This is a genomic window from Neptunicoccus sediminis (assembly GCF_001719615.1).
In the GTDB taxonomy this organism is placed as follows: Bacteria; Pseudomonadota; Alphaproteobacteria; order Rhodobacterales; family Rhodobacteraceae; genus Amylibacter; species Amylibacter sediminis.
Window position 1 is genome coordinate 422,891 of record NZ_MDVX01000001.1, and the last position, 15,672, is coordinate 438,562.

Annotated in this window: 17 protein-coding genes; 5 read left to right on the forward strand and 12 right to left on the reverse strand. The window is 58.9% G+C overall.

The features are described from left to right. Positions 1-31: 31 nt before the first annotated feature. The gene (locus tag BFV97_RS01975) at positions 32-1,210 is read right to left on the reverse strand and encodes an alpha-D-ribose 1-methylphosphonate 5-triphosphate diphosphatase (protein WP_069298628.1); all 1,179 of its coding nucleotides are present in this window, start codon (positions 1,208-1,210) and stop codon (positions 32-34) included. A 104-nt stretch (positions 1,211-1,314) separates the two neighbouring features. On the opposite strand from BFV97_RS01975, the gene BFV97_RS01980 reads away from it, so the two are divergent. Beyond that, on the forward strand, positions 1,315-2,001 hold the full coding sequence (locus BFV97_RS01980) for a DUF1045 domain-containing protein (protein WP_069298629.1): 687 nt from the start codon (positions 1,315-1,317) through the stop codon (positions 1,999-2,001). Here the strand turns inward: BFV97_RS01980 and phnN are convergent. The 7 genes from phnN to phnG are packed head-to-tail and all read right to left on the reverse strand — an operon-like array spanning position 1,976 to position 6,991. Continuing rightward, complete coding sequence (gene phnN / locus BFV97_RS01985; protein ID WP_069298630.1) at positions 1,976-2,524, reverse strand: phosphonate metabolism protein/1,5-bisphosphokinase (PRPP-forming) PhnN; 549 nt, start codon at positions 2,522-2,524, stop codon at positions 1,976-1,978. The genes BFV97_RS01980 and phnN overlap by 26 nt on opposite strands. Continuing rightward, a complete protein-coding gene (phnL, locus tag BFV97_RS01990; RefSeq protein ID WP_069298631.1) occupies positions 2,524-3,207 on the reverse strand; it encodes a phosphonate C-P lyase system protein PhnL in 684 nt (227 codons plus the stop codon). The genes phnN and phnL overlap by 1 nt, the downstream gene beginning before the upstream one ends. A 2-nt stretch (positions 3,208-3,209) precedes the next feature. Beyond that, positions 3,210-3,980 carry a phosphonate C-P lyase system protein PhnK gene (phnK, locus tag BFV97_RS01995; RefSeq protein ID WP_069298632.1) on the reverse strand — a complete coding sequence of 257 codons (771 nt, stop codon included), beginning with the start codon at positions 3,978-3,980 and terminating at the stop codon, positions 3,210-3,212. Then, a complete protein-coding gene (locus tag BFV97_RS02000; protein ID WP_069298633.1) occupies positions 3,977-4,846 on the reverse strand; it encodes an alpha-D-ribose 1-methylphosphonate 5-phosphate C-P-lyase PhnJ in 870 nt (289 codons plus the stop codon). The genes phnK and BFV97_RS02000 overlap by 4 nt, the downstream gene beginning before the upstream one ends. 32 nt (positions 4,847-4,878) lie before the next feature. After that, positions 4,879-5,979 carry a carbon-phosphorus lyase complex subunit gene (locus BFV97_RS02005; RefSeq protein WP_069298634.1) on the reverse strand — a complete coding sequence of 367 codons (1,101 nt, stop codon included), beginning with the start codon at positions 5,977-5,979 and terminating at the stop codon, positions 4,879-4,881. Then, positions 5,970-6,548, reverse strand: coding sequence for a phosphonate C-P lyase system protein PhnH (gene phnH, locus BFV97_RS02010; protein WP_069298635.1), 579 nt, complete (start codon positions 6,546-6,548; stop codon positions 5,970-5,972). Before phnH ends, BFV97_RS02005 begins: the two co-directional genes overlap by 10 nt. Then, complete coding sequence (gene phnG, locus BFV97_RS02015) at positions 6,548-6,991, reverse strand: phosphonate C-P lyase system protein PhnG (protein ID WP_069298636.1); 444 nt, start codon at positions 6,989-6,991, stop codon at positions 6,548-6,550. The genes phnH and phnG overlap by 1 nt, the downstream gene beginning before the upstream one ends. Positions 6,992-7,091: 100 nt before the next feature. Here phnG and phnF point away from each other — a divergent pair, with 100 nt between their 5' ends. After that, positions 7,092-7,799 carry a phosphonate metabolism transcriptional regulator PhnF gene (gene phnF, locus BFV97_RS02020; RefSeq protein ID WP_069298637.1) on the forward strand — a complete coding sequence of 236 codons (708 nt, stop codon included), beginning with the start codon at positions 7,092-7,094 and terminating at the stop codon, positions 7,797-7,799. A gap of 99 nt (positions 7,800-7,898) precedes the next feature. Here phnF and phnE (BFV97_RS02025) read toward each other — a convergent pair whose 3' ends face one another. From phnE (BFV97_RS02025) to phnC, 4 genes are all read right to left on the reverse strand, one after another. Then, positions 7,899-9,224: a phosphonate ABC transporter, permease protein PhnE gene (phnE, locus tag BFV97_RS02025; protein ID WP_069298638.1), complete on the reverse strand. Its 1,326-nt coding sequence runs from the start codon at positions 9,222-9,224 to the stop codon at positions 7,899-7,901. Then, on the reverse strand, positions 9,221-10,069 hold the full coding sequence (gene phnE / locus BFV97_RS02030; RefSeq protein ID WP_069298639.1) for a phosphonate ABC transporter, permease protein PhnE: 849 nt from the start codon (positions 10,067-10,069) through the stop codon (positions 9,221-9,223). Before phnE (BFV97_RS02030) ends, phnE (BFV97_RS02025) begins: the two co-directional genes overlap by 4 nt. Before the next feature lie 79 nt (positions 10,070-10,148). Beyond that, the gene (phnD, locus tag BFV97_RS02035; protein ID WP_069298640.1) at positions 10,149-11,051 is read right to left on the reverse strand and encodes a phosphonate ABC transporter substrate-binding protein; all 903 of its coding nucleotides are present in this window, start codon (positions 11,049-11,051) and stop codon (positions 10,149-10,151) included. A 54-nt stretch (positions 11,052-11,105) separates the two neighbouring features. After that, a complete protein-coding gene (gene phnC / locus BFV97_RS02040) occupies positions 11,106-11,921 on the reverse strand; it encodes a phosphonate ABC transporter ATP-binding protein (protein ID WP_069298641.1) in 816 nt (271 codons plus the stop codon). Between the two features lie 416 nt (positions 11,922-12,337). Here phnC and hemP point away from each other — a divergent pair, with 416 nt between their 5' ends. The 3 genes from hemP (at position 12,338) to BFV97_RS02055 (ending at position 15,669) form a co-directional block, all read left to right on the forward strand. Beyond that, a complete protein-coding gene (hemP, locus tag BFV97_RS02045) occupies positions 12,338-12,514 on the forward strand; it encodes a hemin uptake protein HemP (protein ID WP_083225493.1) in 177 nt (58 codons plus the stop codon). Between the two features lie 99 nt (positions 12,515-12,613). Next, complete coding sequence (locus BFV97_RS02050) at positions 12,614-13,891, forward strand: imelysin family protein (protein ID WP_069298643.1); 1,278 nt, start codon at positions 12,614-12,616, stop codon at positions 13,889-13,891. A 284-nt stretch (positions 13,892-14,175) separates the two neighbouring features. Then, positions 14,176-15,669, forward strand: a complete 1,494-nt coding sequence (locus BFV97_RS02055) for a di-heme oxidoreductase family protein (RefSeq protein WP_069299036.1) — start codon at positions 14,176-14,178, stop codon at positions 15,667-15,669. The last annotated feature ends 3 nt before the right edge of the window (positions 15,670-15,672 follow it).

The window sequence follows — 15,672 nt, forward strand, 5'->3', positions numbered from 1 at the left end:
TCGCCTGCACCTCTGAACCAGAAGGTTCCCCCTAACCGACCCGCTGCCCGCCACTCCAGACACCTTTGATGCAAGGCAGGTGGTAGGACAGAGAAAACGCCAGCAGGTCGGCCCGTTTCCCGACAGCGATCTCTCCGCGATCCGGCAGGTCCACAGCACATGCAGGCTGGTGCGTTACGGTGCGCAACCCGCTGGCCATATTGCCCTGTTCCAGCCCGAGCCGCACCGCCCCCATCAGCAGCGAAGAGGGTGCATAGTCGGAACTCAGCACATCCAGCACCCCGTCCTGCACCAGTTCCTGCGCTGCAACATTGCCCGAATGACTGCCACCGCGCAAAAGGTTCGGGGCACCCATCATCACGCGGATTCCGGCGGTCCTGCAGGCTCTGGCCGCTTCCAGCGTCGTCGGAAACTCTGCCACCCGCACGCCTTTGCCTGTAGAGATCTCAACATCCGAAACAGTGGTGTCGTCATGGCTGGCCAGTACCGCGCCAAGGTCACGCCCGATCCGCGCTGCCCCTTCTTCGTGCAGGGCGCCGTATTTTTCGCGGGTGGCGTAGAGGGTCTCGTAATGGGCCGAAATCTCGGCGGGGGTCATGCCGTATTTGCCCCGCAGGTATTCGTCCATCTTGCTTAGATCGCGGAACTGGCGTTGGCCGGGGGTGTGGTCCATCAGGCTGACAATTCCGATCCGGTCCGCACGGCTGAACTCTTCCATCTCTTCGATCAGGGTTTCCGAACAGATTTCTGCCCGCAGATGCAAAAAATGGCTGATCCGCATGGCACCGCTGTTTTGCAGGTCCAGAATGTCATTGGCCAGTTCACGGGCGTATTTGCGATAGTTCGATCCTGTCGTCGTGACCGATGAACCGACCCGCAGCGCATCAAACACTGTCGTGATCCCGACCGAGACCAGCTCTGCATCATGGGCGATTGCTGCCGCTTTGGTGGGCCATTTCACTCCGGGGCGCGGCTGCATATGGCGCTCCAGATTGTCGGTGTGCAGTTCCACCAGACCGGGGCACAGGAAATCGCCGCCCAAATCAACCGCCCCGCTGATTGCGCTGTGACCGGAGTCAAGCTCGGTGATGATCCCGTCATCCACGCGCAGGGTTCCGTTGATGACTTCGTCTTTCAAAACGATACGCGCATTCGTCAGGGTCAGGGATAATCCCTTTCGGGCCTGTGCCGCGCAGTCTGTGTCTTTCATTGTTTTACTACCAGTTTCAGTTGTGATTTCAGGGTGTAATGTCATGAGGGTGTAACATCTTGATGTCTAATATCCGGCCCAGAGCAAAAGGAGCCCGACTGACCATGTACCAGCGTTATGCCGTCTATTTCACACCGCCAAGCGGCCATCCCCTCGGTACGTTCGGGGCAGGGTGGCTTGGCTGGGATATTACGGCGGGCAAAGCCGTGCCGCATCTGCGGCTCAACGGATTGCCGCTTCCGGTGGAGCAGATCACGGCGACGCCGCGCGGCTATGGTTTGCACGGGACGCTGAAAGCCCCCTTTATCCTTGATGCCGCTTACACGCAGCAAGACTTGTATGATGCGCTGCAAAGCTACGTCGCGGCGCAGGAACCTGTGGCAATCGGCAGGCTGCAACTGGACAGCATCGGGCAGTTTCTGGCGCTGCGCCCGAAGGATGTTGATCCGGCCTTCCCCGCGCTGGTGGCAGATTGCGTTATGGCGCTGGACCGGTTTCGCGCCCCGATGGGCGATCAGGAACTGCACCGCCGCAGGGCCGCCAATCTGTCTCCCCGACAGGATGAATTGCTGCGCCTTTGGGGCTATCCCTATGTGCTGGATGAATTCCGCTTTCATGTGACCCTCACCGGAAGTCTGAGCGACAGTGAACAGGCGCAGACGCGGGCGGTGCTGGAACAGGCACTGGAACCGCATTTGACAAGACCCTTCACGCTGGACGCGCTGTGCCTGTGCGGGCAGTTGCAGAACGGGTGTTTCCAACTGATCAAACGGTATCCGCTGACGGGGTGAAACCCGCGACCATTTGTTCAACGGCGTGATCGAGCGGGCCGGAATTGTCGATCTCGATGGTTCTGGCCGCTGTCTGGAACGGCAGATTTGCCCGTTGCAGTCTGGCGTCAATATCTTCGGGCGTTTCGCGGCCCCGCAGGATCAGCCGCTCGCGCAGCACGTCAGGCGTGACCACCAGTGACAGCACTGTGACCTGCGGATATTTGCGCAGGATTTCGGGCATGGCCGCGCGGGAGCCGTTGAAAACCACGTCCCGCCCCTCTGCCAGCGCCCGATCCATCGCCGCAGGAATGCCGTAGCGGGTGTTATGGGCGTCCCACCACAGGGCAAAGTGGCCCTGCTCCAGCTTGGTCTGAAACTCTGCCGCGCTGACACCGTCGATACTCTCGCCGCCGGCATCGCTTGGCCGCGTGATCACACGGCGGATGCGCAAAAGCTGCGGGCAACGCACCAATGCCGCATCCAGAACCGTGTCCTTGCCGGCCCCTGACGGGCCGACCACTGTAAACAATCGCCCCGCCATCAGGCTGCGGCCTTCGGTGCGAATTCGATCACGTCGATTTCGCGGGTGCAGACCTGTTTACGGGCCGCTTTGTCGTGAAAAATGCCGACGATTGCCGTGCCCCGCGCCTTGGCGGTTTCGATCAGACCCAGCACCGTTTCGCGGTTGCGCCCGTCAAGGCTGGCGGTGGGTTCATCCAGCAACAGCGCGGGATAGTCATAGGCAAAGCCCCGCGCGATATTGACCCGTTGCTGCTCGCCCCCCGAAAAGGTCAGCGGTGACAGATCCCAAAGCCGCTCCGGAATACGCAGCAGGGACAGCAGTTCGCTGGCCCGTTCCAGTGCGGCATCGCGCGGGGTGCCCCGTTGCAGCAGCGGTTCGGCCACCACGTTCAGGGTTGGCACCCGTGGCACCACCCGCAGGAACTGGCTGACATAGCCAAGCGTGTGTTTGCGCATCTGCAAAATCTCGCGCGGTTCGGCCTGTGCCACGTCCAGATCTCCAACACGGATTTCCCCGCTTTGGGTCAGGTAGTTGCCATAGATCATCCGCATGAGCGTCGATTTCCCTGCGCCCGATGCCCCTGTCAGCCCGACACATTCGCCCGGATTTACGGTCAGGTTGCCATTGCCCATCACTGGGATCACTGCGCCGCCCTGATTGTGCAGCACAAAGGATTTGGTCGCGTTTTTAACTGTAATCATGGTCACACCTGTAGAACCGAGGAAACGAGAAGTTGGCTGTAGCTGTGCTGCGGATCATCCAGCACCTGATCCGTCAGGCCGGTTTCCACCACATGCCCGTCTTTCATCACTATCAAACGATCGGCCAGCAGGCGCACCACAGCAAGGTCATGAGTGACGATAATCGCAGACAGTCCCAGATCGCGGACCAACTCGCGGATCATGTCCAGCAGACGGGCCTGAACCGACACGTCCAGACCCCCGGTGGGTTCATCCATAAATACCAGTCTCGGCCCTGTCACCAGATTGCGGGCGATTTGCAGCCGTTGCTGCATCCCCCCCGAAAAAGCAGTGGGTCGGTCGTCGATGCGATCCGCGCGGATTTCCACACGGCCGAGCCAGTCAGCGGCCTGTGCGCGGATGTCTCCGTAGTGCCGTGCGCCCACAGCCATCAGCCGTTCGCCTACATTGCCACCCGCACTCACCCCCATGCGCAGCCCGTCGCGGGCGTGCTGGTGGACAAAGGCCCAATCGGTGCGCCCCAGCATACGGCGTTCCGGTTCGGACATGGTGACAGTGTCTTTCAGCCCGTCGGTTTTGGTGTCAAACAGCACCGCGCCGCTGTCCGGTTCCAGATGCCCGGCCAAACAGTTCAGAAGGGTGGATTTGCCCGATCCGCTTTCCCCGACGATGCCCATGACTTCACCGGGATAGAGATCAAAAGACACATCCTTGCAACCGATCCGCTGGCCATAGTATTTCGACAGGTTTTGAACGTCCAACAAAGGGGTCATGCCGCATCCTTTCCCATTGGGGTGCCTTGTGCACCCACGTGGCCCGCCTGCCGGCGGCTTTCGCAGTAATCCGTGTCGGAACAGACAAACATCCGTCCGCCGTCGTCATCTACGATGACTTCATCCAGATAGGTGTGATCCGCTGCGCACAGGGCGCAGGCACCCTCGGCTTTGCTGGCCTCAAACGGGTAGTCGTCGAAATCAAGGCTGACCACCTGCGTATAGGGCGGGATTGCGTAGATACGTTGTTCGCGGCCCGCACCGAACAGCTGGATCGCGGCCATCTCCATCTTGGGGTTGTCAAACCGCGGGATCGGGGAGGGGTCCATTACATAACGCCCCTCTACCTTTACCGGATAGGCATAGGCGGTGGCGATCTGGCCGTGCTGGGAAATATCCTCAAAAAGTTTCACGTGGATCAACCCGTATTCTTCCAGTGCATGCATCTTGCGGGTTTCGGTTTCGCGGGGCTCCAGAAAGCGCAGGGGTTCGGGGATCGGCACCTGATAGACCAGTATCTGGTCCTCGTTCAGCGGTTCTTCGGGGATGCGATGGCGGGTCTGGATCACACTGGCCTGCGTGGTGGCCTGCGTGACGCCCACAGCGGCGGTCTTTTCAAAGAAACGGCGGATCGACACGGCGTTTGTGGTGTCATCGGCACCTTGGTCGATCACCTTCAGCGTGTCATCCGGTGTCAGACAGGCGGCCGTGACCTGCACGCCGCCTGTACCCCAGCCATAAGGCATCGGCATTTCGCGGCTGGCAAAAGGCACCTGATATCCCGGTATCGCCAACCCTTTGAGGATCGCACGGCGGATCATGCGTTTGGTCTGTTCGTCCAGATAGGCGAAGTTATAATCGCTCATGTCACTGGTCCTTGTGTTTTGGCAGGTCATGGTTATTCCGCCGCAAGTCTGGTGTCCGCCTGCGCGGTGGCGGCGGTGCGGATGGATCGGATCAGTTCCAGTTCGGACTGGAAATCCACGTAATGGGGCAGTTTGATATGCTCCAGAAATCCGGTGGCCTGAATATTGTCGGAATGGCTGAGCACGAATTCCTCGTCCTGCGCGGGGGCACCGGCGAAATCCTCGCCCAGTTCGTTCCAGCGCAGGGCGCGGTCTACCAGCGCCATGGAAATCGCCTTGCGCTCGCATTGGCCGAACACCAGCCCATAGCCCCGTGTAAACTGGGGTGGCTCGGTTTTAGAGCCTTTGAACTGGTTCACGGTTTCACATTCCGTCACCGTTATCTCCCCGATTTCAATGGAAAAACCCAACTCGGGGATGTCCATTTCAATCGCCACCTTTCCGATGCGCAATTCGCCCACAAAGGCGTGGTTGCGGGCATATCCGCGCTGGGTGGAATAGGCGAGACCCAGCAGGAAACCCTCATCCGCGCGGGTCAGATTTTGCAGGCGCAAGGCACGGTTCGCGGGCAGTTCCAAAGGCTCTCGCGTCAGGTCCGGCGGAGTGTCATCTGTCGCCTCGGCGGTTTCGATCAAACCGTCTTTGTTGAGAAAATCCATCACATGGGGTTTGCGCTCTGCTGCCAGATCAGGGGTGTCCTGCGTTGGCGTTTCCGGCGAACCGCCCTCGGCCGCCAGTTTGAAATCCAGCAGGCGGTGGGTGTAGTCGAAGGTCGGCCCGAGGATCTGTCCGCCCGGCACGTCTTTGAACGTGGCCGAAATACGCCGCTGGCATTGCATGGTGTCGGTTTCAACCGGACGGGAGGCGCCGAAACGGGGCAGGGTGGTGCGGTAGGCGCGGATCAGAAAGATCGCTTCAATCAGATCTCCACGGGATTGTTTGATCGCAAGCGCCGCCAGATCAGGATCGAACAAAGACCCTTCAGACATCACCCGATCCACCGCCAAAGACATCTGTTCACGGATTTGCGCCAGTGACAGCTCGGCCACCGCAGGATCGCCACGGCGCACCTCGGCCAGCCAGTCATGGGCGGCATCAATGGCCTTTTCACCGCCTTTTACAGCTACATACATGGGGGTGTCTCCGGTTTGGTGCTGCGGGGCAGGGCAGCGATTTTGTCACCAGAGGTGAAGAAAAAATCACAGCCCAGCGGGAAGAGTGCCGCATTCGATTGAAACGGCTCCAGCGCGGGCAGGGACAATTGTGCTTGGTCCTTGATCCCCGGTCCTGTCAGGGTTGTGCCCGATTGCGTCAGTGCTGGCAGTTCGACGATCAGCGTGGCAGCACGGTCGGGATATTGGTCTGTCCCGATGGCATATTGCGTCAGGGGCAAAAGATCGTCCCACGCGCCAAGGGCAAAATCCGCCAGCGGTGCCGGCACAAACGGCGCACCCGTGTGAAACGTCAGCCAGTCGCGGATCGGTTGAGAGTCTAAATCCCCCGCCAGATGCAGTTTTGTTTCCGGATCGCATAGGGTCAGCAACAGGCTGCCCGCCGCTGTGGACAGACCCTTCGGCGGCACTGCGCCGTCAAGTGTTTCGATCATGCCGGGGCGGGCCATGACGTTCATGATCGCGCGAAAGGCGGTGGCGGATTGCTGGGCGGCATTGCCAAAACCGCCGGACAGGGCAGAAAGCTGCATCAGTCGTCTCCTCTGACCATGGTGAAGAAATCCACTTTGGTGGCATTTGCGCGGAGCTGAATGGCGGCTTGTTGCCTTGCACGGGTCTCGCGCAGGGGGTGCAGAATCTCTGTTTCGATCCGGTCTGCTGCCGGTGTCTGCATTAACGCGTCCACCAACGCGGCCTGTGTGGCGTGGGCCTTGTCGCGCCCCTGCACATAGCTGTGACCGACCGTCCCCTCGTCCAGCCGGAGCGAGCAACGGGTCACTGTGACCTCTCCCACATTAAACGCAGAGCCGGTGCCGCCCGTGCGTCCGCGCACCATGACACCGCCCGTTTCAGGCTGGCGCAGTACCGTAAACCTGTGGGTTTCAGACAGGGTCTGGCAAAGTTCTTTAACGGCCTGGGGGGCTGATTTTGCCAGCAACCCCATCCAGTTTCTGCGGTTCGTTTGATCATCCATCTAGACAAGTTCCCGATGTGTCTATTATACTATACAACTAGACAAGTGGTAGCGCGATTCCGGTGCGCTTGCCAGATGAATTTTGTGAAGGTTTTGTGACGTGAAAAAACAGCCAGTCTGGAAAGATATTGCCGAGCGGATCAGCCGTGATATTGCCAAGGGGCATCACAAGGCGGGGGAAAAACTGCCAACGGAAGCGGCCTATGCCGCGCGGTTCGGGGTGAACCGCCACACGGTCCGTCACGCGATTTCCGCGCTTGTGGAAGAGGGACTGGTCTATACGCGGCGCGGTGCGGGGGCTTTTGTCGCCTCTGATCCGGTGCGCTATTCCGTTGGTAAACGTGTGCGCTTTCATCAGTCTGTGGCAGAGGCGGGGCATCAGGGGTCAAAAGAGTTCCTGTCGATGACAACCCGCCCTGCGGATGCAGAAGAGGCCCGCGCTTTGGCAAGGCGCAAGGGCATTCAGGTGCATGTGGTTGAAGGTCTGGCGCGGGTGAATGAAACGCCGGTTGCGCATTTCTTATCAGTGTTTCCGGCGGCCCGGTTCACTGATCTGCTGGCGCATTTGCAGGCGCTTAATTCGATTACCGCCGCCTTTGCAGCCTGCGGGGTGCAGGACTACACCCGTCAGGAAACACGGCTGGCCGCAGTCAACGCCAATGCAACCTCGGGCGGTCTGTTAAACCTTCCGGCGGGCGCTGCCCTGTTGCGCAGCATCAACGTCGATGTGGATATGGACGGGCAGCCGGTGGAATACGGCCGCACATGGTTTTCAGGCCAGCACATTGAGCTGGTCATCAAGGATTAACCCGCCCCGAAATTCGGTGGAAAAGCGGCGCGGGCAGGGGGATACACCCTCGGCTGTGCTCGGGCGGTTAAGACTCTTGAGGCCCTTATGTTATTAGGTTCAAGAGTCTTTGTTTCCGATCAGTTTTCCGCGCAGCCAGCCGGAAATCGTGTCCATCATCATCACCATCAAAACAATTAGAACGATGTAGTAAGTGACTTCTTCCCAGTCCTTGCCGGTAATGATCGCCTGTGTCAGCAACAGCCCGATACCGCCCCCCACAATCGCGCCGATGATGGTGGCGCTGCGGGTGTTGGATTCCAGATTATAGAGCACCTGACTGATGAATACGGGGGTGATCTGCGGGATGACGCCAAAGCGGTAACGCTGAATAGGTATCGCGCCGGTCGAACGAATACCTTCGATCTGTTTATCGTCCACATTTTCAAGAGTCTCCGAGAACATCTTGCCAAAGGTGCCGGTGTCCGTCAGCAGGATCGCCAGTGCGCCGGTCAGTGGTCCGGGACCAAAAGCACGGGACAGGATGATGGTCCAGATCAGACCATCCACACCCCGCAGGAAATCAAAAATCCGCCGCATGGAGAACCGCGCCACCATATTTTTCGTGAAGTTCTGTGCCGACAGAAAGGCCAGCGGCAAGGCGATCAGCGCCGCACCGATTGTTCCCAAGAAGGCCATAAGGATCGTCTCAAAAATCGCCCAAGCCACATCAGAGTGCCGCCACATCGCGTTGTTCCAAAAGCCGTCCCACATCAGCGCGAGATTGCTTCTATTCGGGTCGATCCGCGGCGCAGAGCTGGCAAGATAGGCCAGTTGTGCGGGGCTTTTCCCGTAAAAGGGACTGTCGAGCGTGAAGAAAAACATCTCCCATCCGGTGAAATAACGAAAGATTTCGGTTTTGGCTTTGGTCACATTGATCCGCCCGCCCGGTACGGTGATCGCGACGCGGTTGCGTGAGGCCGAGATGAAATCGGGTATTTCGGCTGTGGGCAGTTCAAGGTCGATGCCGCTGTTGCGGGTGGTGACAATGATCGGGCCATAGTCCGGTACGTCGTAGTAGACAACTTTTCCGGACAGTTCGACCACGCTGTTATCACGCAAGGTTACAAAGGCATCCGTGCCGTCGCTCTCGACCCATTCGGGGTAGCTGCCTTCGGGATAACGGCCCTTTTTTTCACCTTCGATTGCCGCCGTAAGGGTGCCTGCTCCACGGTTTGATTTGGTGATATGCGTTTTGTAGGAATAGCTGTCCGCCACCAGCGTGCGTGCGTTTTCAAGGCTGGCCCGCTGGCCAAGTCCACCGATGTCAAACGTGAAGAAGATGTAGACGAAATAGGTCAGAACCGCACTGAGCAGGGCAAAAGACAGGGTCTTTTTACCGTTCACCTGCCGGACGGCGCCGGATTTCAAAGTTGCAGTGGTCATTTGGTGTCTCCCACCAGTGTGTTGCGCAGAAGGCCGGACAGTTGGTCCACGGCGACGATGGCGAGGAACAACAGGATAAAGATCGCGGCGGCCTCGTCGTATTTGCCCTGCCCCCAACTGATCGCGTTGCGCAGGTCATAGCCGATACCGCCCGCGCCCACGAAACCCAGAATGGCAGAGGCGCGGATGTTGATTTCAAACCGCAGCAGGGCGTAGCTGATGAAGTTCGGGGACACCTGCGGGATCACCCCCAGCCACATCCGCTGCATCCAGCCCGCCCCGACAGAGGCAAGACCCTCAACCGGTCTCAGATCGGCGTTTTCGGTGACTTCGGAAAACAATTTGCCAAGCGCCCCGACCGTATGAAAGGCAATGGCGATCATGGCAGGGACAGGGCCGCCGCCAAGAATGAAGATCAGCACAAGGGCGATGACGATTTCAGGAATGGCCCGCATGATGTCGGAGATGCGGCGAAATACAGGGATCATGCGGGGCCAGCGGGCCAGACCGCGGGTGGACAGCAGCGCCAGAAAAACCGCCGCAATCGCGCCGGCCAGTGTAGCCGCAGCAGCGATGTTCAGGGTTTCCACAAGGCTCGGGAAAAAGGCAACCAGATGGGCGGGCAGCAGGGTGATTTTCTGCGCGGCCTCGCCCAGAACCTCCGCAGGGAAGTCGAGCACATGGGGCAGACCGTTCCAGAAACCTCCGGCGTTCCGCTCGTCTGCGGTGATGAAGCCGCTGCAAAGCATGGCCACCAGAAGGACCAGCATCACGCCGCTATAGAGTCTTTTTCGGTGGGTTTGGGCCAGATAGCTGGCGCGGGTATCCAATGCGCTCGGTGACATTTTATTTTCCTGGGGAGTCTGAAAAAATTGACCGAGCAGAACGGGGTTCAGCTCGGCCAGATGCGGGTTGAAAATCTCTTTAGTTGGATTTCAATTCGCGGGCTTTGATAATAACATCATAGGCTTCATGGGTAATTGGCGCGAAGGCTTTGGCCTCGCCGTTGGCCACACCATAGGCACAGTCAGGGTCCATCGCGTGCAGTGAGCCTACCAGACCTGTCATCTTGATCTTAACGTCTGCAGGCAGGGATTTGCGCAGAACGACGGGACCTTCGGGGATGGTCTTGGATTTCCAGATCTGAACCATCTCGTTCATATCCACCAGACCCGCATCAACCGCCTTGCGCAGCGCACCGGAGTTGTAGCCGTCTTCCCAGTTGCCCAGACCGTCGGCCCATGTCACGCCTGCGTCGATGTCACCGTTGGCAACTGCAACAATGGTCTGTTCGTGACCGCCGGTGAATTTCACTTCACCGAAGTAGTCGCCAGAGTCCATAGACGCACCGGTTGCCGCAGGAATTTCAATGGACGGGATCAGGAAGCCTGATGTGGAGTTCGGATCACCAAAGCCGAAAACCTTGTCTTTCATGTCTTCCAGCGACGTGATGCCGCTGTCCTTGCGGGCAAAGCCGATGGAATAATAACCGTAACCGCCATCTGCATTGTATTTCACCAGAACCGGCTCAACCGCGTCGGGATCGGAGAGGTAGGTCTTTGCGTAGCCGGATGCGCCAAGCCATGCCATGTCGATAGTGCCGCCCAACAGCCCCTGAATAACGCCGTTGTAATCGGCTGGGGCGAACAGTTTGGTTTCAACGCCCAGCAGATCGGTCGTTTTGTCCGCCAGACACTGGTAGCTGTTCATCCGGTCCTGTGCGTTTTCGCCACCCAGAATGCCGATGCGGAATTCGGTGATCTCTTGGGCCTGTACAGCACCGCACAGGGCGGATGTCGCAAGGATCGCTGCGATCAGTTTTTTCATTGGTCTTTCTCCAGTCGAAAATCCCGCCGGTATTGACGGGTTAGGGTTGAATTGTCAGGCAATGGCCAGTTCCGGCATCTTGTGATCGGCCAGCACATCGACGCTTGTGGATGTTGCTGCTTCGCTAAAGCTGTTGTCCGCGCCGTAGATGTCGCGGGCCGCGCTCAGGGTCAGTTCGTCGCCGGTGCCGTCAAACACCACGCGGCCCGCTCGCATCCCGATGATCCGGTCGCAATAGCGCCGTGCGGTATCTAGGGTGTGCAAATTGCAGATGACCAGCTTGCCGTCCTGATCGTGAATGGAGCGCAGGCTGTCCATGACGATCTGGGCGTTCATCGGATCGAGCGAGGCAATCGGCTCGTCCGCGAGTATGATTTGCGGGTCCTGCATCAAGGCCCGAGCAATGGCCACGCGCTGTTGCTGCCCGCCAGAGAGCGCTTGTGCCCGCTTGGCGGCGTGCTCAGAAATGCCCAGACGTTCAAGAATATCAATCGCATGGTGGATGTCCTTTTCCGGATAGATGTTGAACATCGTGGCCAGCGTGTTGCGCCGGTTCAGCGTGCCGTGCAGAACATTGGAGACAACATCCATACGCGGCACCAGATTGAACTGTTGAAAGATCATGGCACATCGGGATTGCCATGCCCGTTTCTCTGCCCCTTGTAAGGAAGAGATCTCTTGCCCGCGAAACAGAATTCTGCCGCTTGTCGGATCGTTCAGCCGGTTCAGCATCCGAAGCAGGGTTGACTTACCCGCGCCCGACGCGCCGATGATACCGATAAACTGGTTACGCCCGACCGAGAGATCGACCTGATCGACCGCCGTGGATGTTGCGAATTTTTTGGTTAGTCCCGAAAGCTGAAGTAGCATGTGTCACCCGATGTTCTGTCAGGGCGGGGAATAAGCGGGCTATGCGTCATGCAGTTGTCAGTTTCTTAAAGGTTTTGTGAACACGCATTTTTTCCTGTTTTGCAGAACGCGGCAGAGGTGCTTCTGAGCCAAAGGCACCGTGTTACTCGTCTCACGAAAAAGAGAGATATGCCTGTGTTGACTTCCCTGACTTATTTTGTCAGGTAATTGTCATCAGCCACCCGAATGCGGAATCACCGGGCAGCCAGCACGCGAAATCAAAGACGAGAGGGGCTGAACATGGCTGACCCGTCCACCCGGACCATCCGACACGGGAAACCGCGTTTAACGGACGTTTGTCCGAATTGGGGCGACTGGCCTGTTGAATGGCACTCTCGGGATCGAGGGATAGAAACATGGGTATAGTTTACAAAGATATGCAGATTACTGGCGGACAGGGTGCAGCAGACGGATTTTCGACCCCCGTCAGCCAAACGCCAGTCCATGCGGCTGCCGAACTGACCGAGCACGGGCCAACCGCCTATATCCGGCATCTCGATCAGGTCTACACCCTGCGTATCACCCGTGCAAACAAGCTGATCCTGACAAAATGAACCCGCTGGCGACCTGACGGGGCGACCCAACGGGGCGGTGCGGCTTGCGTGCCGCCCGAACGCCGCAAACCACGCTTTACCAAGCAGAAAGACCCTAACATGAAGACCCTTACGCAACTGGCGGGCCTGCTGGCCGCAACCACGGCCCTGACAGCCCCCACACTGGCAGAAACAGCGCCGGAAAAGGCAGCCGTAATTTCGACCTATGCGGATATTGCAGAAGCAACTTACAGCGACAGCCTCTACGCCGCAAAAAACCTGCAATCAGCTGTTGCTGCGCTGGTGGCCGACCCCTCTGCCGAAGCCTTGCAAGCGGCCAAAGCTGCATGGCTGGCCGCGCGGGTGCCTTACCAGCAAAGCGAAGTGTTCCGCTTTGGCAATGCGATTGTCGACGATTGGGAAGGTAAGGTTAACGCTTGGCCGCTAGACGAGGGGCTGATCGACTATGTGGATGCGTCTTATGGCGGTGCGACAGATGAAAACGCAGCAGCCGTGTTGAACGTGGTGGCCAACCCGACGTTTCAATTGGGGGGAACAGATGTGGATGCGACAACCATCACCCCCGCGCTGCTGGAGGAAACCTTGCAGGAAGCGGACGGGGTCGAGGCAAACGTGGCCACAGGCTATCACGCGATTGAATTTTTGCTCTGGGGGCAGGATCTGAACGGACATGACGCGGGCAGTGGCAACCGTCCCTGGACCGATTATGCCAAGGGCGATGACTGCACGAATGGCAACTGCGATCGACGCGGGGCCTATTTGCAGGCGGCAACCGATCTGCTGGTCAGCGATCTGGACTGGATGGCCGCGCAATGGGGGGCCGATGGAGAAGCCCGCGCCGCGATCAGTGGTGATGAAATCGCCGGTCTTTCAGCAATGCTGACGGGAATGGGGTCGCTGTCTTATGGGGAGCAGGCCGGAGAGCGGATGCGTCTTGGCCTGATGTTGAACGATCCGGAAGAAGAGCACGACTGTTTCTCGGACAACACCCATAACAGTCACTATTATGACGGGCTGGGGGTGCAGAATGTGTACCTTGGCGAATATGTCCGCATTGACGGTACAGTCGTTAGCGGTCCGTCGCTGGCGGATCTGGTCGCGGCAAAAGATCCTGCATTGGATGCGCAGATGCAGGGCAAACTGTCCAACACCATGATGGCACTGGGCCGGATCAAATCCGCGGCCGAGGCCGGATTTGCCTATGACCAGATGCTGGAGCAAGGCAATGCGGCGGGCGAAGCGCTGGTGATGGGTGGTGTGAACGGTCTGATCGACCAGACCCGCACCATTGAACGGATCGTGACAGAGCTGGGATTGAGCAGCGTCGCTTTTGAAGGCTCTGACAGTCTCGATAATCCGGGGGCAGTGTTCGAATAAAACCCATTTCAGGCGGCAGGCTTCGGCCTGTCGCCTGTAGTTCCTGAGGCTTCAGGGGGCAAGCGGCGAAAGCTTGCCCATTCACCGCCCCCTGCGGGGCTGGACTAAAGTTTTCAAACTGGTATCACCCCGCCGTCGGGCTGTGCCAACAGGTTGCAAGGCGGCACCGGAATACAAGCAGGGCGCGTTGGTGCCTTGATGTTTCTGTTCCGGGTCTCAAGCCTTCGCCAGAGAGTAAGTATATGGACATAAACAAAATCTTCCGCAGCCTGTCCTGTTCTGCGATGATCGCGCTCCTGCCGTTTGTTGCGCAAGCGCAGGTGCTGCAACCGGATGACAGCCACCTTGACGTGGTGCCCAGAACCAAAGCGGAAATCGCGCGGATCAAGGCCGTGACCGCCCCGCCGACCGATTTCAGCCAACCCCAGAAATTTGAAGAAAACAGCGCCGGCGCCGCCAGTGTGCGGGTCCGCGACAGCCGCGATGCGTTTTCTGCCATGTCCGGTAATATGCCCTTCGCCCGAGAGTTGGATTTCAAGGTCGGCAACGGCATTTTCCGCAAGCTGTGGGTGTCTTCGCCAAGCTCTACGCTGGCCTCTGACGGGTTGGGGCCGCTGTTTAACGCCCGCTCCTGCCAGCGCTGCCACCTGAAAGACGGGCGCGGCCATCCGCCAGAACCGGGCGATGAGAACGCGGTGTCTTTCCTGATGCGGATTTCCGTGCCCACGCCGGAACGTGTCACATCCGATTTGGAAAGCTACCTCAGCACCCGCCCCGATCCGGTCTACGGCAGCCAGATACAGGACGCAGGACTTGCCGGTCACAAAGCCGAGGCGCGGATCGGCGTGAGCTATACAGAAACCGAGATTCCCCTGTCGGGCGGTGAAATCGCGGTCCTGCGAAAGCCTCTGTTTACGTTAGATGATCTCGGCTACGGACCATTGGCCAAAGGTGCAGTGCTTAGCCCCCGTGTGGCTCCGCAGATGATCGGTCTGGGTCTGTTAGAGGCGATACCAGCGGCGGATATTCTATCCCGCGAAGACCCTGATGATGCGGATGGCGACGGGATTTCGGGCCGTGCCAATATCGTCTGGTCGGCGGAACTCCAGCGTCCGATGCTGGGGCGGTTCGGATTGAAAGCGGGCCAGCCCAGCATTCGCGATCAGACTGCTGCCGCATTCTTGGGGGACATCGGAATTTCGTCGTCCCTGCATGACGCTGCTTACGGGGATTGCACGCCCGCGCAGGATGTTTGCGTGGCTGCGGTGCACGGCGATCAGGATGAACGGGTCTTTGAGGTGGACAGCGAAACGCTCGACCTTGTGACGTTTTACAGCCGCAATCTGGGGGTGCCCAAGCGCCGTAATGTGAATGATCCGCAGGTTTTGCGTGGCAAACAAGTGTTTTACCAAACCGGATGCACAGCCTGCCACACGCCGAATTTCGTAACGAACCGACTGAAGAACCAGCCCGAGCAAAGCTTCCAGTTGATCTGGCCCTATACCGATATGCTGCTGCACGACATGGGTGCGGGGCTGGCGGATAACGCACCCGAAGCCCGCGCCAGCGGTTCGGAATGGCGCACGCCGCCGCTGTGGGGGATCGGCCTGACCAAAGATGTCAGCGGTCACACACGGTTTCTGCACGACGGACGCGCCCGCAACTTGCTGGAGGCGGTGCTCTGGCACGGCGGCGAGGCGCAAGCCTCCCGCGACACTGTTATACAAATGCCCCCCAGCGATCGGGCTGCCCTGATCCGTTTCCTTGAAAGTCTGTAACCC